The organism is Streptomyces sp. NPDC033174 (assembly GCF_055577795.1).
The window spans coordinates 1,299,881-1,320,854 of the sequence record NZ_JBVIPQ010000001.1; the positions used below are offsets into that span (position 1 = coordinate 1,299,881).

Below are 20,974 nucleotides of genomic sequence, written 5' to 3' on the forward strand. Positions count from 1 at the left end.
TCGGTTCAGGCCGTCACTGGACGGGCGCCGCCACCGCCGCCTGGGGTCTTATCGGGAGGCGGTTGACGGGCCGCCCGGTCGCCGCGCGGACCGCCGAGGCCACCGCCGCCGGGGAGGTCACCACGGGCACCGCGCTCGCCGCCTTCGCGCCGAAGGGGGCGACCACGTCGCGTTCCTCGACGAGCTTGACGATGCGGATGTCCGGGGCGTCCAGCGAGGTGGGGAGGGCGTAGCCGGTGAAGTCGGGGTGACGGACGACACCGCGGGTGGTGCGGAGGTTCTCCGTGAGGGCGGCGCCGACGCCCTGGGTGACGCCCGCCTCGATACGGGTGGCCAGTTGGGCGGGGTTGAGGACGCGGCCGACGTCCTGGGCGACGGCCATTTCGACGACGCGGACCGAACCGAGTTCGATGTCCACGTCGACGACCGCGCGGATCGCGCAGAAGGCGAGGCCGACGAAGGCGTCACCCTGGCCCGCCTCGTCGAGGGGCTCGGTGGGGTGGGGGCGGCACTGGGCGGTGGCCCAGAGTTCCTTGCCGTCCATGGCTTCCGTGACCGTCGTCGAGAGGACGCCGTCGTACGACGTGATCTTGCCGTCGGTGATCTGGAGCAGCTCGGTGGACATGCCGAACTTGTGGGCCAGCGGCTGGAGGAGCTGAGTGCGCACCATCTTCGCGGCGCGTTCGACGGCTCCGCCGGAGACCCAGGTGTGGCGGCCGTGGGTGGCCGGCCCCGCCGGGGGCTGGTCGGTGTCGACGGAGGCCACGTGGACCTCGTCGATGCCCAGGGTTTCCTGCACGATCTGGCGGGCCAGCGTGGTGAAGCCCTGGCCGGTGTCGACGGCCGCGCAGATGACGGTCGCGACGCCGTCGTGCACCTTGACGGTGGCGGTCGACACCTCGTCCGTGCCCTCGGCGCCGAGCATGTGGACCATGCCGAGGGCGTAGCCGACCCCTCGGCGCACGGCGCCCGGTTCGCCCGCGCCCTCCGGGCCGCCGGGGAGGAGCCAGTCGTCCTCCGGGGCGTCCACGGGGAGAGCGGGCAGGGGGAAGTCGCGTACGGACTGAAGGAGTTCGGCCACGGGGGCGGGGCAGGTGACGGTCTGGCCGGTGGGCAGGATGTCGCCCGTCGCCAGCACGTTGCGCAGCCTCAGCTCGGTGGGCTCGATACCGAGTTTGGCGGACAGTTTGTCCATCTGCGCTTCGTACGCGGCGCAGACCTGCATCGCGCCCTCGCCCCGCACATGGCCGGACGGGGGGTTGTTCGTACGGACGGCCCAGCCCTCGATGAAGGCGTGCGGCACGACGTACGGGCCGCAGGCGAAGGCGACCGCCGCGGCCAGCGACTCGGACGAGGCGTCCGCGTAGGCACCCGCGTCGAGGAGGATCTGGGCCTCGACCTTCAGCAGCCGGCCCTCGGCGTCCGCGTGGTGGCGGTAGCGCAGCAGGGTGGGGTGGCGGTGGGCGTGGCCGAGGAAGGACTCCTCGCGGGTGGCCGTGAGTTTGACGGGGCAGCCGGTGCGCAGGGCCAGCAGGCCGAGCGGGATCTGGAAGCCGGGGTCGTCGCGGTCGCCCGTCGCGCCGGGGACGCCGGTGACGACGATCTTGACCCGGTCGGCTTCGAGGCCGAAGCAGGCCGCCGCGAGGTCGCGGTCGGTGTGCGGGTCGGTGGACGCGGTGTAGATCTCGACGCCGCCGTCGGGGCGCGGCACGGCGAGGCCGGCCTCCGCGCCGACGGTGGCCGGGTCCTGGCGGCCGATGCGGTAGAGGCCCTCGACGATCACGTCACCGGTGACGTCCGGGTCTCCGTAGCGCAGCGGGATGTGGCGGATCAGGTTGCCGTCGGGGTGCAGCGGTTCGGCCGCGAACGCCTTCTCGGGGTCGGTGACCGGGTCGAGGAGCTCGTACTCGACGGCGATGGCCGCGGCGGCGAGGCGGGCCGTGTCGGGGTGGTCGGCGGCGACGGCGGCGATGGCCTCGCCGTGGTGGCGCACGAGGTCGGTGGCGAAGACGGGACGGTCGGCGACGGTACGGCCGTAGGCCGGGTCGCCCGGGACGTCGGCGTGCGTCACCACGGCCCGTACGCCCGGCATCTCGGCGGCGGCCGTGGTGTCGATCGACACGATCCGCGCGTGCGCGTGCGGCGAGCGCAGGATCGCGGCCCAGAGCAGTCCCTCGGCCCACAGGTCGGAGGCGTACGGGAACGTGCCCTCGGTCTTGGCCCGGGTGTCGGCCGCGGGGAGCGACGCGCCGAGGCCGTGGGCCGGCGGTTCCTGCTGGGGTCCGTCGACCGCCATGGTGGCGGTGGCCGCGTCGTTGCTCACGCCATGCCTCCGTCGTGCGGGTGGGGAACCTGGTGCGGGATGCGGAGCTCGTCGCCGGCGCCCTGGGCCGGCGCGTGCGGTGGGTGCGCCGCGCGGGCGGTACCGGCGGCTGCGCTCGCGGAGGCCGCGGCGCTCGCCTCGCGCTCGGCGACCACTTCCTGGACGGCGTCGACGATGCCCCGGTAGCCGGAGCAGCGGCAGAGGTTGCCGCAGAGCGCCTGGCGTGTCTCCAGCTCGCTGGGGGCGTGGTTGCCCTCCAGGAGGTCGTGGACGGTCATCGCCATGCCGGGGATGCAGAAGCCGCACTGGACGGCTCCGCACTTGGCGAGGGCGCGCTGGACGTCGGACGGTTCGCCGTCGACGGCCAGGCCCTCGACCGTACGGACCTCGCTGCCGGCGGCGGTGGCCGCGGGCACCAGGCAGGAGGCGACGAGCCGCCCGTCGACCTGGACGTTGCACGCGCCGCACTCGCCCTGGGAGCAGCCGTCCTTGGCCCCGGCGAGGCCGAGGCGCTCGCGCAGGACGTAGAGCAGCGACTCGCCGATCCAGGAGTCGGTGACGGGACGGTCGGTGCCGTTGACGCGCAGGACGTAGGAGCCGTGGGGGTGTTCGTCGCTGTCACTGCTGCTCGTGGCGATGACGGCGGGAGCCTCGGCCGCGGGCTGCCCCACGGGCTCCGTGAACGGCTCCGGGGGCTGCTCCACGGGCTGTGCGGGCCCGTGTGCGCTCTCCACCGGCTCCAGGGGTTCCTGGGGCTCCACGGGAGCGACGGCGTCCTCGGCAGCGGGCTCCGCGCCGGCGGCCTCTCCGGCGTCCGGCGCGGCGGCCGCGGCCGCCTCGGTCGCCCACGGCGCGGGTGCGCCACCGGGCAGGGTCGGCGGGCCGGTGACCGGCCCGCCCGCCGTCGCGTAGGACGCGTGGCCCTCCTCGGGCTCGGGCGCCGGCTCGGGGTGCTGTGGCACGGCGGGCGTGGCCCAGGGCGCGGGCGCGCCGCCGGGCAGCGTGGCCGGCGGGGCCCCGCCCGCCCACTGGGACATCAGGGCCGACGTGGTGAACTCGCCCGACTCGTCCGGAAGATCCCCCTGGGCGACCGGGATCGTCCATTGCCCCGTCAGCTCCGAGGGGGCCGGGCCGCCGGGCCCGCCCTCCGCCGCCTCGGGGAAGGTCCACTGTCCTGTCGCCCGCGGGTCGTGCGCCGCCTCGTGCACCGCGCCCGGCTCCGGCCAGGTCACCTGCTCGCCCGAAGGCTCCGCGGCGGGGTCCGGGACGGACCCGGGCGTCTGGACGACCCAGGTGCCCGTCGCGGCCGGGTCGGTGCCGGCGGCCGGCGTCAACGGCACGATCGAGGGCGGCGTGAACTGCGGCGGCACGTAACCGTGGCCCGGTGCGGCCAGCGGCGCCCCGTCCAGCAGGTCGCCCGGCGGCAGCTGTACGAACGCGGTGGCCTCGGCGTCGTACTCGCCGCCGTGCGGGACCGGCTGCCAGCCGCCCTGCTGCGGCCCCGGCCGCTGGTTCTCGTTCTCGTTCTCGTCGGTGCTCACGACAGCGCCCTCCCCAGTGCCCGTCGGGACAGCGCGGCGACCGTGCGCCGCAGATGCAGTACGGCGGGCGGCAGTGCGGGCGGCTCCTCGCCGTCGACGGCCACCGGGTCCGGAATGCAGGCGGCGGCGACGTACTCGCCGAACGCCGTCAGCGCCTCCGGTGCCAGCCCCCGCTCACCGTCCCAGTCGATCAGCGAGGCGATCCAGCGCTCCGCCTCCAGCGGGCGCAGCGGCATGGGCGCGATCGCGCCGACCGCGCAGCGCACGCCGCGCCGCGCCGGGTCGAGGACGACCGCGACGGAGGCCGTGGCCCGCCCGGGGCCGGTGCGGCCCGTCGCCTTGAAGAAGACCTGGGGGGCGTGCAGGAGCGGCACCCGCACGAAGCCGATGAGTTCGCCGGGGCCGAGCATCTCCCGGCCGGCCAGCAGATGGGAGACGGGGATCTCGCGCGTGCCGGCCGGGCCCGAAATCAGCAGGTCCGCCTCCAGGGCGGCCAGGACGGGCAGGGAGTCTCCGGTCGGGGCGGCGGTGACGATGTTGCCCCCTAGCGTTCCGGCGTTGCGGATCTGCGGCGGGCCGGCCGCGCGCGCGGCCGCGGCGAGCGCGGGGATGAGGGCGGCGAAGTCGGGGCGGCCCATACGGGCGTGGGTGAGGCCGGCGCCGAGGAGGGCGTTGCCGTCCTGGTACTGCCAGCCGCGCGTCTCGTTGATCCGGCCGAGGCCGACGAGTCCGGCCGGGCGCAATTGACCTCTGTTGACGGCCGCCATCAGATCGGTGCCGCCCGCGACGGGCACGGCGGCGGGCATGGCGCTCAGCGCCGCCACGGCCTCGTCGAGCGAGGTCGGCAGCATCACGGACTGCGCCGCCTGCGGTGCGTGCGTGGTCAACCCAGCTGCCCCTTCCCGGTGTCCCGGCTGTCCCGGCTGTCCCGCCTGTGAGGCCGTACGGTACGTGCTCACAGCCCGGACGTGGCAACTCTGGCACATCTTCCGAGCCGACCGACGAGAGGGTCCGCGAAGGATGCTTCCGTCCCTGACGTCCGTTGACCAGGGAGATGGCCCGATTTGCCACAGGATTGGCGTCACATGCGGATTGCTGTCCTTCGGCGAACCTTGGGCGACTTGTTCTTGACGGTTCCGACCGGTCCGGCGGCGCCCGGGCCCACGCGGCTCCCCGGGGCGCCGACGGGCCTCCGCCGTCCCGGGCGGAGGGGCGCGGGACGGCCGCCTGCCCACCGGGCTCACACGTTCGGGGGCGCCCCCTCGATCGGGCGACCGACGACGCCGGGCCGCAGGTGCCGCGGCAAGGGGCCGGTCGGGGGCCGGTAGTCGACGCCGAGCGCGTCAAGGCGCCGGTAGTGGACGGTCATTCGCCTCTCGAAATCAGCGAAGTCGCGTTCGGCGGGTGCGGGCAGCGCGGACCAGGCGACCTCCGCGAAAGCCACCAGACGCGGGAAGACCTGGTAGTCGACGCGGGCGCGGTTCTCCATGACCTCGGTCCAGACATTGGCCTGGGTGCCGAGGATATGGGCGGCCGCCCCGGCGGAGAGCCCCGGCGGTACGGGCTCGAAGCGGTACACGTCCTGGAGGGTGCGGACGTATCCGATGGGCATCGGCTCGTCGTCACCCGGCGCCTGGCGGTGGTCCAAGTAGACCTGCTGCTCGGGGCACATGACGACGTCGTGACCGGCCTCGGCGGCGGCGATGCCGCCCGCGTACCCACGCCAGGAGGAGACGGCGGCGCCGGGCGCGAGGCCGCCCTCCAGGATCTCGTCCCAGCCGATCAGGCGACGGCCGCGCGCGGTCAGCCAGTTGTCGAAGTGCCTGATGAACCAGGACTGGAGCTCGTCCTCGTCCTTGAGGCCCAGCTCCCGGATCCGCGCCTGGGCGGTCGGCGACTGCTTCCACTGGTCCTTGGGGCACTCGTCGCCGCCGATGTGGACGAAGGGAGACGTCTCGGCCGGGAAGAGTTCCAGCACCTCCTCCAGGACGCCCTCGTAGAACCGGAGGGTGTTGTCAGTGGGGGCGAGTACGTTCGGGTTGACGCCCCAGGTGTCCCAGACGGTGAGGGAGGTCGTGTCGATGACATCGGTGTTGCCGAGTTCCGGATACGCGGCGATTGCGGCCTGCGAGTGGCCGGGAATGTCGATCTCGGGGATCACGCCGATATGCCGCTCGGCGGCGTAGGCGACGATCTCGCGGATGTCGTCCTGCGTGTAGTGACCGCCGTGCGGGACCTCGCTCCACAGCGGTGAGGCGCGGTGCCCCCATTTCGTACGCGAACGCCAGGCGCCGACCTCGGTGAGCCTCGGGTGGCGCTTGATCTCGATGCGCCAGCCCTGGTCGTCGGTGAGGTGGAAGTGGAAGACGTTGAGCTTGTGCGCGGCGAGGAGGTCGAGATGGCGCAGGACGTCGTCCTTGGGCACGAAGTGCCGTGAGACGTCGAGCATGAGGCCGCGCCAGGAGAAGCGGGGGGCGTCTTCGACCGTGACCTCGGGGAGGTCCCAGTCACGGCCCGGCGGGCCGACGGGCGCCTTGCGGTACGCGTCGGGGCCCAGCAGCTGCCGCAGTGTCTGGGCTCCCCAGAACACTCCGGCGGCGCTGCCGCCCTCGATGAGGACGGCGACGTCCTCGACCGACCCGTCGGTCGACAGCCGGTAGCCCTCCGGGCCCAGCTCGCGTCCCACCGCGTCGCTGAGCCGCAGGCGGACACCGCGCGGCCCGGGCCCTTCCGCGAACGGGAGCCCGGTGGCGGCCCCGAGCGTGGCACGCAGCCATCGCGCCACTCCCTCGGTGCCCGGACCGGCATCGAGCGTGGTCCGTTCGTCGAGCGAGAAGGAGCCGCCTGCCCCGCCGTGGCGGACTGCACGCGGAGCGGGGATCAGGTCCGTTGGGGACATGGCGGGTCAGTCCTTCACCGCGCCGCCGAGGCCCGAGACCAGGCGGCGCTGTACGAGTACGAAGAAGACGAGCACGGGGATCGTCATCACGGTCGACGCGGCCATGATCCCGCCCCAGTCGTTCTCGTCCGGCTTGAAGAAGACAAGCAGGGCCATGGGGAGGGTGGACTGCGAGGTGTCGCTGATGAGGAAGGACTTGGCGAAGAGGAAGTCGTTCCACGTCGAGATGAAGGAGAAGACACTCGTCGCGACCAGGCCGGGGAACACCAGCGGGAAGAGGATCTGCCAGAGGAAGCGGGTGCGGCTCGCCCCGTCGATGTACGCCGCCTCCTCCAGGGCCTCGGGGACCGCCTTGACGAAGCCGCGCAGCATCCAGATCGCGAAGGGCAGCGAGAAGGCGATGTGCGGCAGGATCAGCGACCCCAGGGTGTTGAGCCGGCCGAGGTCCCGCATGAGGAAGAAGAGCGGGATCGTCAGCGCCTCGATCGGCACCATCTGCGCGCCCAGGAACATGATCAGCAGGGTCGTGCGGAGCCGGAAGCGGAAGCGGGTCACGGCCGTCGCCGCCAGAAAGGCGATGAGGGCGGAGGCGACGACCACCGAGCCCGCGACGATCAGACTGTTGACGAAATAACGGCCGAAATCCTGCTGCTCGAAGACGCGGCGGAAGGAATCCAGGGACGGGGACAGGGTCCATGGGCGCGCCTCGGTCGACTGGATCTCCCCGGCCGGCTTGAGGGCCGAGAGGACCATCCAGTACAGCGGGAAGGCGACGACGGCGGCGACGAGGAGGGCGAGGGCCTCGGCGGCGAGGCGCCCGGGGCGGCGGACACGCGGGAGGGGACGGCGGACACGGGCGGCGGGGCGCGGGAGGCTCACAGTTCTTCTCCCTGGCGTCGCAGCAGACGGAGATGGACCAGCGTGACCGCCAGCAGGATCAGCAGCATCACGACGCCGATCGCCGAGCCCAGGCTGTACTGGGACGACGCGAAGGCCTTCTGGTAGGCGTACACATTGAGGACGAGGTTCTGGCCGGCGATACCGCCGCCGCCGGTCATCACATAGATCTGGGTGAACACCTTGAAGTCCCAGATGATCGACTGGATCGTGACGACGACGAGGATCGGCCGCAGGATGGGTGCGGTGACCGACCGCCAGGTGCGCCACTGGGAGGCACCGTCGAGCGACGCGGCCTCCAGGACCTCGCCCGGGACGGCCTTGATGCCCGCGTACACGGTCACCATCACGAACGGGAACGAACACCACACGACCTCGAAGAGGACGAGCGCGAAGGCGCTGTAGCGCCCGTACGTCCAGGAGAAGTCGCCGAGCCCCAGAACCCTGTTGACGGGTCCGAAGTCCGGGTCGAAGAGGAACACCCAGACGGTGGACCCGGTGATGGCGGGCGTCGCCCAGGCGCCGAGCGCGGCCAGCATGAGCGCGAGGCGGGGAACGGCGCGGATCCGGGTGAGGAGCACGGCGAGCGCGCAGCCCACGGCGAGGGTGGCGACGACACAGGCGGCGGCGAAGAGCAGGGTGGCGAGCAGGACCTGCCAGAACTGGCTGTCGGAGAAGAGGGCGGAGTAGTTGCCGAGGCCCTGGAAGGAGGTCGGCTCGCCGCCACTGACCTGGGCCTGCGTGTACTCCAGGAAGGAGATCAGGCCCAGTTGGTAGATGGGGTACACCAGGAGCCCGCCGAGCACGACGAGCGCGGGGGCGAGATAGAGCCAGGGCGTCCAGCCGCCCCGGCGACCGGGGCCACCGGAGGCTTTGGGGCCGGAAGCCCTGCGGGGGCCGCGCGCCCCGACGGCGCTCCCCGCCGCCGGCGCCGCCTCCGGCCCGGCGGCGCGCGTCTTCGTACCGTCGATCACCGGGTCAGCCCGCCGCGGCGAACGCCGCGTCCATCTTCTTCGCCGCGTCGTCCGACGCGGCCGCCACGTCCTTACGGCCGCTCACGATCTCCTGGAACATCGTCGGCAGCACCAGTGACGCGTCGATCTGCCCCCAGCCCGGGGACGCCGGCACGAACTTCGCCCCCGCGCCCAGCGAGTCGACGAATGGCTTCACGAACGGCTCCCTTTTCGCCACGTCCGCCCGCACGTCCGTGTACGTCGGCAGGAATCCCATCGCGTCGAAGAGCTTGCCCTGGGTCTCCTTCCCGGCCAGGGACTTCATCAGGTCGACGGCCAGCGTCCGGTGCGAACTGCTCTTCAGTACCCCGATGTTGTTGCCGCCGGCGAAGGGTGGGGCGATCGAGCCCGCCGCCACACCCGGCAGCGGCACCACCGCGTACTTTCCCCTCACCGCACCCGCCTCGACCGCCGCGTGGCTGAAGTCGCCACCGATCGCCATCGCCGCCCTGCCCGAGGCGAAGGCGGTGACGGTCGCGTTGCCGCCCATCGAGGCGCACTTGGCGGCGGGACAATTGTCGTCACCGAAGAGCGAGGTGTACGAGGTGATGCCCCTGCGCGCCGCCTCGCTGTTGATCGCGGCCTTGTACGCGCCACCACTCCCGGTGGCGAGTTCGCCGCCGTTCGCCCAGATGAACGGCATCGCGCCATAGGTGTACGCGCCGCCGACGGCAAGGCCGTACAGCTCCGGCTTCGCCTTGTGGATCCTCTTCGCGGTGTCGATCAGCTCGGCCTGCGACTTCGGCGCCGCGAGCCCCATCTCCCGGAAGACGTCGGTGCGGTAGTACAGAGCGCGCACCCCCACGAACAGCGGCGCGCCGTACACCTTCCCGTCCACCGTGACCGAGGTCCGTGCCGTCGGGTCGGTGTCCTTCGCCTCCGGCCACGCCCCGAACTCGGCGCTGATGTCGGCGAGTCCACCGTCCTTCACGTACCCGGCGGTGTCGGTGTTGCCGTACTCGACCAGGTCCGGCGCGCTCTTGGGATCGTTGAAGGCGGCCTTGATGCGCTGGGCGCGGGTGTCGACCGGGATGTACTCCACTTCGGCACTCACCCCCTTGTGCCGCTTCTGGAACGCGGCGACGGCGGCCTCGACCACCTGCTCCTTGGGCTTGTTGTTGACCTCCTGGAAGAGCCAGACGCGCAAGGTGCCGCTCGTCTCGTCCTTCTTCGCGCCGGTGTCGGAGGTCTGCGGGGCGCACCCGGCGGTGGCAGCGAGGCCGGCGAGCGCGAGGGCGGCAATCGGGGCGGTGATTCGGGCAGGAAGCTTCATACGGGATCCCCTCCGATGGCGTTGCAGCATACGCAACGAACGTTTCGTGCTGCACAACACGCGTGAGGTTAGGCCCGCGCGAAGAGCACGACAAGTGGTCTCGACCACTCTGTGACCAGCGGTTGCACGCCCTGCAACGCGAACACCCCCACGGCGCCGCGCACCCATGCGAACGGCCCCCGGCGCGCGTACCCGAGTACGCGCGCCGGGGGCCGTCCCCTGCGAAAAGAACCCCGCTGCAGGCGGTCCCTACTTCTTGTCCTTGCCGCCCTTGTCCTTGTCCCCGCCACCGGCGCCCATGGACTCGTAGATCTCCTTGCACATCGGACAGACCGGGTACTTCTTGGGGTCACGCCCCGGCACCCAGACCTTGCCGCACAGTGCCACCACGGGAGTGCCGTCGAGGGCACTCGCCATGATCTTGTCCTTCTGAACGTAATGGGCGTAGCGCTCGTGGTCGCCGTCACCGTGGGACACCTGTGGCGTCGGCTCCACGAGGGTTCCCGTACCTGCCCCGCGCTCGGGCTCGAGAGTGCTCATAAATGCCAAGGGTACTGAAAGCCGGGCGGGTCAGTTCAGCGACGGGTCGTCCGGGTACGTGGCGACCATCGCGAGTTCGTTGCGCTGGCGTCTCAGGACCGCGCGCCACAAGCCCTCCGGGCGCGGGGAGGAGACGTCCCCCGGTTCCGACTCGACGACGTACCAGGCGCCCTGGGTGAGCTCCTCCTCCAGCTGGCCGGGGCCCCAGCCCGCGTAGCCGGCGAAGATCCGCAGGGAGCCGAGGGCCTCCGCGAGGAGTTCCGGTGGGGTTTCCAGGTCCACCAGGCCGATCGCGCCGTAGACCCGCCGCCAGCCAAGGGGGCCCTCGTCACCGGGGATCACCGCGAGGCCCAGGGCCGCGTCCAGGGAGACGGGGCCGCCCTGGAAGACCACGCCCGGCTCGCCGGTGAGAGGGGACCACTGCTCCAGGATCTCCACCACGCCGACCGGGGTCGGACGGTTGAGGACCACGCCGAGGGAGCCCTCGTCGTCGTGGTCGAGGAGGAGCACCACCGCGCGGTCGAAATTCGGGTCCACCAGCGTGGGGGTGGCGACGAGCAGCCGTCCTGTGAGCGAGGACACCTCGGTCATGCGAGACATGATCCCGCATCTTCGGCCTTCGCGGGGGTTGTACGGCGGGCCCCGGTGGTGTGCGATTGCTACGCAGTACACAGGGGACGGCGCACGCACCCGCACCCCTCCCCTCGAACAAACGGACGGTAACGCTCCGCGAGGCTTGCGGGACAGATAGTGCTGTACCCAATTCATTACAGGCCCGAGGCCCCCTTGGCCTTACAGAACGGGGGTAGAAGCGCCGTACCCTTTTCCCTGGCCCCCTGCCCACCTCTCCGGAACGCGAGATTCATGACCGGCACAGACGATGTACTGCTTGTCCACGGCGGAACCCCGCTCGAGGGCGAGATCCGCGTCCGCGGCGCGAAGAACCTCGTGCCCAAGGCGATGGTCGCCGCACTCCTCGGCAGCGGGCCGAGCCGACTGCGCAATGTGCCCGACATCCGTGACGTCCGCGTCGTCCGCGGGCTCCTGCAGCTGCACGGTGTGACGGTCAGGCCGGGCGACGAGCCCGGCGAGCTGATCCTCGACCCGTCCCACGTCGAGTCGGCCAACGTCGCCGACATCGATGCCCACGCCGGCTCGTCCCGCATCCCGATCCTCTTCTGCGGTCCGCTGCTGCACCGCCTCGGCCACGCCTTCATCCCGGGCCTGGGCGGCTGCGACATCGGCGGCCGGCCGATCGACTTCCACTTCGAGGTGCTGCGGCAGTTCGGCGCGACGATCGAGAAGCGCGCGGACGGCCAGTACCTGGAGGCCCCGCAGCGACTGCGCGGCACGAAGATCCGGCTGCCGTACCCCTCGGTCGGCTCGACCGAACAGGTGCTCCTGACGGCCGTGCTCGCGGAGGGCGTGACCGAGCTCTCCAACGCGGCCGTGGAGCCGGAGATCGAGGACCTGATCTGCGTCCTGCAGAAGATGGGCGCGATCATCTCGATGGACACCGACCGCACGATCCGGATCACCGGCGTCGACAGCCTCGGCGGTTACACCCACCGGGCGCTCCCGGACCGCCTGGAGGCGGCCTCCTGGGCGTCGGCGGCGCTGGCGACCGAGGGCAACATCTATGTGCGCGGCGCCCAGCAGCGCTCGATGATGACCTTCCTCAACACGTACCGGAAGGTCGGCGGCGCCTTCGAGATCGACGACGAGGGCATCCGCTTCTGGCACCCGGGTGGCTCGCTCAACGCGATCGCCCTGGAGACGGACGTGCACCCCGGTTTCCAGACCGACTGGCAGCAGCCGCTGGTGGTGGCCCTGACCCAGGCGGCGGGGCTCTCCATCGTCCACGAGACGGTCTACGAGTCGCGGCTGGGCTTCACCTCCGCGCTGAACCAGATGGGTGCCCACATCCAGCTGTACCGCGAGTGCCTGGGTGGTTCGGACTGCCGCTTCGGCCAGCGGAACTTCCTGCACTCGGCGGTCGTGTCCGGCCCCACGAAGCTCCAGGGCGCCGACCTGGTCATCCCGGACCTCCGGGGTGGATTCTCGTACCTGATCGCGGCCCTGGCGGCCCAGGGGACGTCCCGTGTCCACGGCATCGACCTGATCAACCGCGGCTACGAGAACTTCATGGAGAAGCTCGTCGAGCTCGGCGCGAAGGTCGAACTCCCGGGCAGGGCGCTCGTCTGACCCGGCGAAGGACGACAGCCCCCGCTTCGGCGGGGGCTGTTTTCGTGCCGCCTCCCTGACGGGACCCCTGACACGCAGGTGTGCGCAACGGCGAAGGGCGGCCACCCCCTGACAGGGTGACCGCCCTCCTCCGTTGCCTCGGGGTGTTACTTGCCCTTGGCGGCTTCCTTGAGCTTGGAGCCCGCGGAGACCTTCACGCTGTAACCGGCCGGGATGTTGATCGGGTCGCCGGTCTGCGGGTTACGAGCGGTGCGAGCGGCACGGTGGGTGCGCTCGAAGGTCAGGAAGCCGGGGATGGTGACCTTCTCGTCGCCCTTGGCGACGATCTCACCGACGGTCTCGGCGAGAGCGGCCAGCACGGCGTCGGCGTCCTTGCGAGTCACCTCGGCGCGGTCGGCCAGGGCGGCCACCAGCTCACTGCGGTTCATGTTGTTACTCCCGTGTTCTTCTTGCCTGTGAGGCGTGAGATCGAAGCCGATGCTGCCAGGGCCCTCGGACAGTCCCCGGACCCGGGTCTGCCGTCAGACCCGCCGCGCCGGTGGGGTTCCCCCTGGGGCGCAGGCCCTCAATGGAGCATCCTGCCCCCACCAGCGGCGGGAAAGCCAATCCGGCACCCCCCGGAGTCACACGAAAAGCGCCACTGCCTCGTCATCGTGACGTTCCGTCGACTCCGCGGGGACTCCACGGAGCCGAATCGCCACCCTAAAGGTGGGTTTACGGCCCCGGTGCCCGCGACGCGCCGTAGGTCAGGCGGACGTGGGGCCCGTCACAGCGGGGCCCGCGGCCTTCGCTGCGTTGCGGACGGCGCCCGCGACCGCGCCCGCGACCTTGTCGTTGAAGACGGACGGGATGATGTAGTTCGGGTTCAGCTCCTCGTCGGTGACGACGTCGGCGAGGGCGGCGGCGGCCGCGAGCATCATCTCGGTGTTGACGGTCCGGGACTGCGCGTCGAGCAGACCGCGGAAGACGCCGGGGAAGACCAGCACGTTGTTGATCTGGTTGGGGAAGTCCGAGCGGCCGGTGGCCACAACTGCCGCCGTCTGGCGGGCGATTGCGGGATCCACTTCGGGATCCGGGTTCGCGAGCGCGAACACGATCGCGCCGTCCGCCATCGCCGCGACGTCGTCGCCGCCCAGGACGTTCGGGGCGGAGACGCCGATGAAGACGTCGGCGTCGACGACGGCCTCCTTGAGGGTGCCGGTGACGCCCTCGGGGTTGGTGTTGTCGGCGATCCAGCGCAGCGGCGTCCCGGGCGCGGCGTCGACCAGGTCCTCGCGGCCGGCGTGGACGACGCCGTGGATGTCGGCGACGACGGCGTGCTTTACACCGGCGGCGATCAGCAGCTTGAGGATGGCCGTACCGGCCGCTCCGGCGCCGGACATGACGACCCGTACGTCACCGATGGCCTTGCCGACCACGCGCAGCGCGTTGGTGAGCGAGGCCAGGACGACGATCGCGGTGCCGTGCTGGTCGTCGTGGAAGACGGGGATGTCCAGGGCCTCGCGCAGGCGCGCCTCGATCTCGAAGCAGCGCGGTGCGGAGATGTCCTCGAGGTTGATGCCGGCGAAGCCCGGGGCGATGGCCTTGACGATCTCGACGATCGCGTCGGTGTCCTGGGTGTCGAGGCAGATCGGCCAGGCGTCGATGCCGGCGAAGCGCTTGAAGAGGGCCGCCTTGCCCTCCATCACGGGCAGCGCGGCCATCGGGCCGATGTTGCCGAGACCGAGGACGGCGGAGCCGTCCGTCACGACCGCGACGGAGTTGCGCTTGATGGTGAGGCGGCGGGCGTCCTCGGGGTTCTCGGCGATCGCCATGCAGACCCGGGCGACACCCGGGGTGTAGATCATGGAGAGGTCGTCACGGTTGCGGATGGGGTGCTTCGACGCCATCTCGATCTTGCCGCCGAGGTGCATCAGGAACGTACGGTCGGAGACCTTGCCGAGGGTGACGCCCTCGATGCCGCTGAGCTTCTCGACGATCTCGTCCGCGTGGGTGGTCGAGGTCGCCGCGATGGTGACGTCGATCCGCAGCTTCTCGTGGCCTGAGGCGGTCACATCGAGGCCGGTGACGGAGCCGCCGGAGGACTCCACGGCCGTGGTGAGCTGGGAGACCGCCGTTCCGCTGGCGGGCACCTCCAGCCGGACCGTCATCGAGTACGAGACGCTGGGCGCCGTTGCCATGACCGGGTTCCTCTGCTTTCCCTAGCTTCGTTGCTACGCCGCCACGGCTGGTTGCCCGGCGGCGCCCTCCGATGGTCGCACCTACCTGCGGGTAGCAGGTAATGCGGTCATTTTGTTTTCGGAAACTGTTTTCCACCATACGAGAAGTGATGGTGAAACAGAAGAGGTCCGCGTCACCGGAGCGGTGACGCGGACCTCTTCTGTATGTACGTACCAAGTGGCACCGACCCGCCATGCTCGCCTCGCGGCAAGTGGTCGCTCTGAGCGACGAAGGTTGGGCCCGGGGGCTTGGATCGAGCCGGTGCCACCTACAGGCTAACAAACCACCCCGGTAAGTGATTCCTCCTTGACGAGTTGACTCGCCGTCCTGACGCGAAGACCCGGAACCGGAGCCGTCGAAGCTCCCCGGGATCAGTCCCTGAGCAGGTCCGGAACCCCGTCCGCGTCCGGCTCGTCGCGCGGCCCCGAGACGACCGTCAACTGCTGTGTCGCGCGGGTCAGCGCCACGTACAGCACCCGAAGACCGGCCGGCGACTCGTCCGCGATCTCCGCCGGCGAGACGACGACCGTGGCGTCGTACTCCAGCCCCTTCGCCTCCAGGCTGCCGAGCGCGACCACCCGTTCTCCCAGACCGGCGAGCCAGCGCGCCGCCTGCTCGCGGCGGTTCATGGCCACGACGACGCCCACCGTGCCGTCCACCCGGTCCAGGAGGCGCTGTGCCTCCGCGCGGACCAGCTCGGCGAGGTCCCCGCCACTCGTGGCCACGAACCGAGGCTCCACGCCCGTGGAGCGGACCGCGCGCGGCGACTCCTTGCCGGGCATCGCCAGGGCCAGCACCTTGGCCGCGAGCTCGGCGATCTCGGCCGGGTTGCGGTAGTTCACCGTGAGCTCGAAACGGCGCCGGGGACGGCTGCCGAGGGCCTCGTCACGGGCCTCGGCGGCCTCGTCCGGCGTCGACCACGACGACTGGGCCGGATCGCCGACCACGGTCCAGGTGGCCTGGCGGCCGCGCCGGCCGACCATGCGCCACTGCATCGGCGTCAGGTCCTGCGCCTCGTCGACGATGACATGGGCGTATTCGGTGCGCTCCTGCGCCAGCCGCTCGGCCCGCTCGCGCTGTGTCTCCTCGCGTACGGGCATCAGCTCCTCCAGACCCGTCAGCTGGTCCATCGGGTCCAGTTCGCGCCGCTTGCGGGGCCGGGCCGGGGCGCCGAGGAGCAGCTCCAGCTCGTCCAGGATCGCCACGTCGTGGACCGACAGGGCGTCGCGGCGCAGCGAGCGGGCCACCCGGCGCACCTCACCCGGGTTGAGGATCCGGCGGGCCCAGCGGCCGAGCCGCCTCTCGTCGGCCATCGCGGTGAGCACCTGTCGGGGTGTGAGCTCCGGCCACCAGGCGTCGAGGAAGGCGATGAAGCTGTCCTCGGAGGTGATGTCCTCGTCGAAGGAGGAGCGGAGTTCGGCGGCGAGTTCCGGATCCGTGTGGCGGGTGCCGGCGCCGGACTTGGCGTACAGCGCGTCGAGGAGCAGCCTGCGGGCGCGCGGGCGCAGCAGGTTGACGGGGGCGGAGCCGCCGAGGACGTTGTGGCGGATGCGCTGGAGTTCGTCGTTCTCCAGCTCCAGGCGGCGGCCGAAGGCGACGACCCGCAGCCGGGTGGGGGTGCCGGGGGCGCCCTGGGGCTCCTCGTCCTCGCCGAGGGCGAGCTGTCCGGTGCGTCTTGGGGGCGGTGTCTCCAGCGCCCCGCGGACGGCCTTGCGCAGCACTTTCAGCATCCGGGAGGAGCCCTTGACGCGGGCCACGGCCGGATCGTCGTACGCGGTGGCCTCGACGCCGTCGACCAGGGAACCGACCGCGCGGATCGCGACCTGCCCCTCCTCGCCGAGGGACGGCAGGACGCCCTCGGTGTACGACACCAGCAGTGGCGTCGGCGAGACGATCAGGATGCCGCCGGCGTACCGCCGCCGGTCCTGGTAGAGCAGGTAGGCGGCCCGGTGCAGGGCGACGGCGGTCTTGCCGGTGCCGGGGCCGCCCTCGACGTAGGTCACCGAGGCGGCGGGCGCCCGGATGACCATGTCCTGCTCCGCCTGGATGGAGGCGACGATGTCGCGCATGGTGTGGCCGCGGGCCTGGCCGAGGGCGGCCATCAGGGCGCCGTCGCCGATCACCGGGAGGTCCCGGCCGCCGAGGGTGGCCTTCAGCTCCGGGCGCATCAGGTCGTCCTCGACGCCGAGGACCTTGCGGCCCTTGGAGCGGATGACCCGGCGGCGTACCACCCGGCCCGGATCGACCGGGGTGGAGCGGTAGAAGGGCGCCGCGGCGGGTGCGCGCCAGTCGATGACCAGCGGCGAGTAGTCGGAGTCCAGGACGCCGATGCGGCCGATGTGGAGGGTCTCCGCGATCTCGGCGGTGTTGTCCCCCGCCACGGCGTCCTCGGCGGGCTCGACCGAGGTGTACGCCCCGTCCGGGCCCTTCTGGCCGTCCTTGCCGCGCAGCAGGTCGATCCTGCCGAAGAGGAAGTCCTCGAATTCGTTGTTGAGCCGGTTCAGATGGATACCGGCCCGGAACACCTGCGCGTCGCGTTCGGCGAGCGCGCCGGGCGTGCCGACCTGGCCGCGCTTGGCGGCGTCGTTCATGAGGAACTCCGCCTCGTGGATCTTCTCCTCGAGGCGGCGGTACACCTGGTCGAGATGGTCCTGCTCGACACTGATCTCGCGGTCCCGGACCGTATCGACCACACCGTCGGCTTCCTGCGTGGCCACCGAGGCCCCCTTCTGACGTGCACTGGGCAGCCGTCGAGCGTACGCGAAGGGGGCGGCTCTGTCAGGCTCCGTCTCAGGCGTCGACCTCCACGAGGCGTTTGCCGTCGAATGTACGCACTTCGAAGTGGTCGATGTCGTTGCGGTCCATCGCCGCGCCGCCGTGGACGTACAGCGGGTTCCTGGCCATCTCCTCGGAGGCTCCGGGGATGCCGTAGCCCCACTTCGGGACCGCCCAGGAGGTGACGACCTCCTCCTCGCCGTTCTTGGAAACGGCGACGAGATTGCACTTCAGGGGGCCCTTGACGTTCTTGAGCTCCAGGACGGCGTGCGTGCCCCAGCCCTTCTTCTCCATGCCGACGGTGGCGCTGACCTTGGTGGTCGCGTCCGTGGCCCGGACCTTCTCGTCCATGTGGTTGAAGAAGGCGTCCTCGGCGGGGCTGGTGGGGTGCGGGTCGGCGCCCGCCCGGTTCTCCGTACCGCCTCCGGACGTGGCGACCACGGCGACGGCGGGACCGCCGATGATCAGGGCCGCGGCGGCCGCGACGAGGAACCTGGTGCGGCGGCGGCGCTGGGCGCGCTTGACGGCGACCTCGTCCACGAGCCTGTCGAGGAGCGGCGGGCCGGAGGTGGGTGCGGGCGCGACGGGACGTACGACCGGCGGCGGACCGGAGGCGTCCGCGAGCATGGCCAGCATCGGTTCGATACCGGCGAATTCGTCCAGGTGTGCCGCGCAGAGCTCGCATCCCGCCAGATGCGCCTCGAAGACGGCGGCGTCGGCGGCGTCCAGAATGCCGAGTACATACGCACCCGCCGCGTCGTGGACCGATTCGTGTTCGTACGTCGTCATGCCGAGACCCCCCTCTCCTCCAGCGCCAGCTTCATGGAACGCAGTGCGTAGAACACGCGGGACCGGACGGTCCCGCTGGGTATGCCGAGCGTCTCGGCTGCCTCATTGACCGTACGCCCCTTGAAGTACGTCTCGACCAACACTTCCCGGTGGGCCGGGGTCAAATCGTCGAGCGCATCAGAGAGCGTCATGAGCCACAACGCCTTGTCGATCTCGTCCTCCGCGGGCATGACCTCGAGCGGCGACGGATCGACCTCCTGCGGCCGGGCCTGCCGGCTGCGGTGGCCGTCGATGACGATGCGACGGGCGACCGTCACCAGCCAAGGTCGGACAGAGCCGGTGGCCCGGTTGAGCTGACCGGCGTTCTTCCAGGCACGGATGAGCGTCTCCTGTACGACGTCCTCGGCGCGTTGGCGGTCGCCGGCGACGAGTCGGAGTACGTAGGCGAGCAAAGGGCCGGCGTGTTCGCGGTAGAGCTCACGCATCAACTCCTCGTCGGGGACGGAGGGGTCGAAGCGTGATGCCTGACTGCGATGCCGGGCCCTGTGCGGACGGTCATCGGCCACGGCGGCATCCTTGCGCACCTGAACCTCCTGGTCGAGACCCTGTCTGACTGCTTGTCCCCCATCACTACGGAGACGGACGGGAATCGACTCAACGGGCGCGAGGCTTTTTTTTCGAAGACCGGCGCCGGGGCCGGCGGACGCCGCCGCCGTCGGCGCTCAGGCCCGCGCCGGAACGGCGCCGTGCCGCCGGCGGTGGCGGGCGACGCGCTCGCGGTTTCCACACACCTCGCTGGAGCACCAGCGGCGGCGGAGCCCGCGGGACATGTCGAGGTAGCAGCGGCGGCAGTTGTCCCCTTCGCACTGCCGCAGACGCCCGCGCGCGACGGGGTCGGTGAGCAGGTCGACGGCGTCACGGGCGACGGCGGCGAGCAGGGCGAGGCAGTCGGGCTCACCGCTCAGCACCCGTACGAGCAGGCCTGATTCCGTACGGACGGCACGGGGCGCGGGCGGCGCAGCGGCCGCGGCCAGGGTGTTGAGCCGCTCCAGGGCGGCGTCGGCGCACCTGTCCTCGATCTGCGCCCGGACCAACTCGCCTATGCAGTCCCGCAGTTCCCGGAAACGCGTGACCCAGCAGGCGTCGAGGGCGCGGAGCGGGGTGGTGGCGGGAACGAGTCCGGCCGCCCTGAGCCACTGGTCGAGCGTGTCGGTACGGTCGAGCTCTTCCGCCGCCAGATCCAGGCAGATCCGCCCGGAATCGAAAGTCAGCGCCATGTACCTGTCACCGCCTCGGGGTCACCGTCGGGTGTACCGAACAGAGTGCCCGCCGGGGGCGGCGACCGGAACCCCCGCTACCCGAGCGGCGGCGGGTCGTCGTGCAGGATCCGCTGGAAGAGGTGGTGATCGCGCCACTCGCCGTCGATGTGCAGATAGCGGGGCGCTGTTCCGTACCGCTCGAATCCGCTCTTGGCCAGGACCCGTTGGGAGGCCGTGTTGTGGAGCACGGTCCCGGCTTCCAGGCGGTGCAGGCCGAGTTCCTCGCGTGCGGCGCGGCACACCTCCCCGACGATCCGGGTGGCGAGGCCGCGGCCGGTGTACTCGGCGTCGACCCAGTAGCCAAGGCTCGCGCTGCGGAACGGGCCGAGGGCGATGCCGGAGAGGGTGGCCGCGCCGACGATCGCCTCCCCGTCGACGGCGAACCAGCGCACGGAGGCGTCGGCGAGGCGGACGGCCTGTCCCTCGGCGGTGAAGTAGGCCTCGGGCCGGTGCGGCTCCCAGGGGCGCATGTGGGCCCGGTTGCGGGCCAGGGCCTCGGCGAGGGCGGGCGCGTCGGACGGGCGGGCGCCGCGGATCTGAACGGTCATCCGGTCACGCTATGCGCCCCGCAGTCGTGCCGGCCCACAGGCCTGGACGCAGACGTATGCGCCTGCGACGCTCGCCCATGGTCGCGGTCCGCCGCCACCGGTTGACTGAGCTCATGACAAAGACGGCGATGACACGGACCACGAACGCGGTACTCGCGGCGGCGACGGTGACGACGGGACTGACGGCGGGCGTCTGGTTCGCCTACGCGTGCTCCGTGATGCCCGCCCTGGGCCGAAGCGACGACCGGGTCTTCATCGAGGTGATGCAGAACATCAACGACGTGATCCAGAACCCGGTCTTCTTCGCCGTCTTCTTCGGCGCCCTCGTCCTGTCGGCGGTGGCGGCCTGGCAGCTCCGCGCGACCCCGGCGACCCGCTGGACCCTGGCGGCGCTGCTGCTCTCCGTCGCGGTCGTGGTGGTCACCTCGGCCGTGAACGTGCCGCTCAACGACGCACTGGCCGCGGCCGGCCCTCCCGCCTCGATCGCCGACCCGGCGGGCATACGGGACCGCTTCGAGGCCCCCTGGACGGCCTGGAACACGGTACGGGGCGTCCTGTCGACGGCGGCACTGCTGTGCCTGCTGCGGGTGCCCGGGCGGCTGCGCGGGGCGTGACCCGGCCGGGGCTGCGAG

General features: G+C 71.5%; 18 protein-coding genes. 2 read left to right on the top strand and 16 right to left on the bottom strand.

What is annotated here, in order from left to right:
• Window positions 1-13: 13 nt before the first annotated feature.
• From ACZ5VC_RS05915 to ACZ5VC_RS05955, 9 genes are all read right to left on the bottom strand, one after another.
• Window positions 14-2,323, bottom strand: a complete 2,310-nt coding sequence (locus ACZ5VC_RS05915) for a xanthine dehydrogenase family protein molybdopterin-binding subunit (RefSeq protein ID WP_469118828.1) — start codon at window positions 2,321-2,323, stop codon at window positions 14-16.
• Window positions 2,320-3,864 carry a (2Fe-2S)-binding protein gene (locus ACZ5VC_RS05920; RefSeq protein ID WP_469118829.1) on the bottom strand — a complete coding sequence of 515 codons (1,545 nt, stop codon included), beginning with the start codon at window positions 3,862-3,864 and terminating at the stop codon, window positions 2,320-2,322. Before ACZ5VC_RS05920 ends, ACZ5VC_RS05915 begins: the two co-directional genes overlap by 4 nt.
• Window positions 3,861-4,751, bottom strand: coding sequence for an FAD binding domain-containing protein (locus ACZ5VC_RS05925; RefSeq protein WP_469118830.1), 891 nt, complete (start codon window positions 4,749-4,751; stop codon window positions 3,861-3,863). Before ACZ5VC_RS05925 ends, ACZ5VC_RS05920 begins: the two co-directional genes overlap by 4 nt.
• Window positions 4,752-5,104: 353 nt before the next feature.
• Entirely contained in the window at window positions 5,105-6,763 is a 1,659-nt protein-coding gene (locus ACZ5VC_RS05930) for a beta-N-acetylhexosaminidase (protein ID WP_469118831.1), read from the bottom strand.
• A gap of 6 nt (window positions 6,764-6,769) precedes the next feature.
• Window positions 6,770-7,642, bottom strand: coding sequence for a carbohydrate ABC transporter permease (locus ACZ5VC_RS05935; RefSeq protein WP_469118832.1), 873 nt, complete (start codon window positions 7,640-7,642; stop codon window positions 6,770-6,772).
• A complete protein-coding gene (locus tag ACZ5VC_RS05940; protein ID WP_469118951.1) occupies window positions 7,639-8,631 on the bottom strand; it encodes a carbohydrate ABC transporter permease in 993 nt (330 codons plus the stop codon). The genes ACZ5VC_RS05935 and ACZ5VC_RS05940 overlap by 4 nt, the downstream gene beginning before the upstream one ends.
• Before the next feature lie 7 nt (window positions 8,632-8,638).
• A complete protein-coding gene (locus ACZ5VC_RS05945) occupies window positions 8,639-9,946 on the bottom strand; it encodes an extracellular solute-binding protein (protein ID WP_469118833.1) in 1,308 nt (435 codons plus the stop codon).
• Window positions 9,947-10,195: 249 nt separating this feature from the next.
• Window positions 10,196-10,486 carry a DUF3039 domain-containing protein gene (locus ACZ5VC_RS05950; protein WP_318106551.1) on the bottom strand — a complete coding sequence of 97 codons (291 nt, stop codon included), beginning with the start codon at window positions 10,484-10,486 and terminating at the stop codon, window positions 10,196-10,198.
• Window positions 10,487-10,516: 30 nt separating this feature from the next.
• Window positions 10,517-11,077, bottom strand: coding sequence for a YqgE/AlgH family protein (locus ACZ5VC_RS05955; RefSeq protein ID WP_469118834.1), 561 nt, complete (start codon window positions 11,075-11,077; stop codon window positions 10,517-10,519).
• Between the two features lie 273 nt (window positions 11,078-11,350).
• On the opposite strand from ACZ5VC_RS05955, the gene murA reads away from it, so the two are divergent.
• Complete coding sequence (murA, locus tag ACZ5VC_RS05960; RefSeq protein ID WP_468710874.1) at window positions 11,351-12,691, top strand: UDP-N-acetylglucosamine 1-carboxyvinyltransferase; 1,341 nt, start codon at window positions 11,351-11,353, stop codon at window positions 12,689-12,691.
• 146 nt (window positions 12,692-12,837) lie between these two features.
• Here the strand turns inward: murA and ACZ5VC_RS05965 are convergent, their stop codons facing one another.
• The 7 genes from ACZ5VC_RS05965 to ACZ5VC_RS05995 form a co-directional block, all read right to left on the bottom strand.
• Window positions 12,838-13,119 carry an HU family DNA-binding protein gene (locus ACZ5VC_RS05965; RefSeq protein ID WP_003968811.1) on the bottom strand — a complete coding sequence of 94 codons (282 nt, stop codon included), beginning with the start codon at window positions 13,117-13,119 and terminating at the stop codon, window positions 12,838-12,840.
• A gap of 318 nt (window positions 13,120-13,437) precedes the next feature.
• Window positions 13,438-14,871, bottom strand: a complete 1,434-nt coding sequence (locus ACZ5VC_RS05970; protein ID WP_469118835.1) for an NAD-dependent malic enzyme — start codon at window positions 14,869-14,871, stop codon at window positions 13,438-13,440.
• A 411-nt stretch (window positions 14,872-15,282) separates the two neighbouring features.
• The gene (locus tag ACZ5VC_RS05975; protein ID WP_469118836.1) at window positions 15,283-17,628 is read right to left on the bottom strand and encodes a HelD family protein; all 2,346 of its coding nucleotides are present in this window, start codon (window positions 17,626-17,628) and stop codon (window positions 15,283-15,285) included.
• 73 nt (window positions 17,629-17,701) lie between these two features.
• Window positions 17,702-18,475, bottom strand: coding sequence for a zf-HC2 domain-containing protein (locus ACZ5VC_RS05980; protein WP_469118837.1), 774 nt, complete (start codon window positions 18,473-18,475; stop codon window positions 17,702-17,704).
• Window positions 18,472-19,059 (bottom strand): sigma-70 family RNA polymerase sigma factor, encoded by a 588-nt coding sequence (locus tag ACZ5VC_RS05985; RefSeq protein ID WP_468710880.1) that lies wholly within the window; start codon window positions 19,057-19,059, stop codon window positions 18,472-18,474. The genes ACZ5VC_RS05980 and ACZ5VC_RS05985 overlap by 4 nt, the downstream gene beginning before the upstream one ends.
• 138 nt (window positions 19,060-19,197) lie before the next feature.
• Window positions 19,198-19,752 (bottom strand): CGNR zinc finger domain-containing protein, encoded by a 555-nt coding sequence (locus ACZ5VC_RS05990; RefSeq protein WP_469118838.1) that lies wholly within the window; start codon window positions 19,750-19,752, stop codon window positions 19,198-19,200.
• 77 nt (window positions 19,753-19,829) lie between these two features.
• Window positions 19,830-20,342, bottom strand: a complete 513-nt coding sequence (locus ACZ5VC_RS05995) for a GNAT family N-acetyltransferase (protein ID WP_469118839.1) — start codon at window positions 20,340-20,342, stop codon at window positions 19,830-19,832.
• A gap of 113 nt (window positions 20,343-20,455) precedes the next feature.
• On the opposite strand from ACZ5VC_RS05995, the gene ACZ5VC_RS06000 reads away from it, so the two are divergent.
• Window positions 20,456-20,956 carry an anthrone oxygenase family protein gene (locus ACZ5VC_RS06000; protein ID WP_469118840.1) on the top strand — a complete coding sequence of 167 codons (501 nt, stop codon included), beginning with the start codon at window positions 20,456-20,458 and terminating at the stop codon, window positions 20,954-20,956.
• Window positions 20,957-20,974 lie beyond the last annotated feature (18 nt).

Bases quoted from the DNA above. Each gene is read 5' to 3' on its own strand.
- murA (WP_468710874.1), top strand. From the start codon at position 11,351: ATGACCGGCACAGACGATGTACTGCTTGTCCACGGCGGAACCCCGCTC.
- ACZ5VC_RS05995 (WP_469118839.1), bottom strand. From the start codon at position 20,342: ATGACCGTTCAGATCCGCGGCGCCCGCCCGTCCGACGCGCCCGCCCTC.
- ACZ5VC_RS05965 (WP_003968811.1), bottom strand. From the start codon at position 13,119: ATGAACCGCAGTGAGCTGGTGGCCGCCCTGGCCGACCGCGCCGAGGTG.
- ACZ5VC_RS05955 (WP_469118834.1), bottom strand. From the start codon at position 11,077: ATGACCGAGGTGTCCTCGCTCACAGGACGGCTGCTCGTCGCCACCCCC.
- ACZ5VC_RS06000 (WP_469118840.1), top strand. From the start codon at position 20,456: ATGACAAAGACGGCGATGACACGGACCACGAACGCGGTACTCGCGGCG.
- ACZ5VC_RS05980 (WP_469118837.1), bottom strand. From the start codon at position 18,475: ATGACGACGTACGAACACGAATCGGTCCACGACGCGGCGGGTGCGTAT.
- ACZ5VC_RS05945 (WP_469118833.1), bottom strand. From the start codon at position 9,946: ATGAAGCTTCCTGCCCGAATCACCGCCCCGATTGCCGCCCTCGCGCTC.
- ACZ5VC_RS05990 (WP_469118838.1), bottom strand. From the start codon at position 19,752: ATGGCGCTGACTTTCGATTCCGGGCGGATCTGCCTGGATCTGGCGGCG.
- ACZ5VC_RS05930 (WP_469118831.1), bottom strand. From the start codon at position 6,763: ATGTCCCCAACGGACCTGATCCCCGCTCCGCGTGCAGTCCGCCACGGC.
- ACZ5VC_RS05950 (WP_318106551.1), bottom strand. From the start codon at position 10,486: ATGAGCACTCTCGAGCCCGAGCGCGGGGCAGGTACGGGAACCCTCGTG.
- ACZ5VC_RS05970 (WP_469118835.1), bottom strand. From the start codon at position 14,871: ATGGCAACGGCGCCCAGCGTCTCGTACTCGATGACGGTCCGGCTGGAG.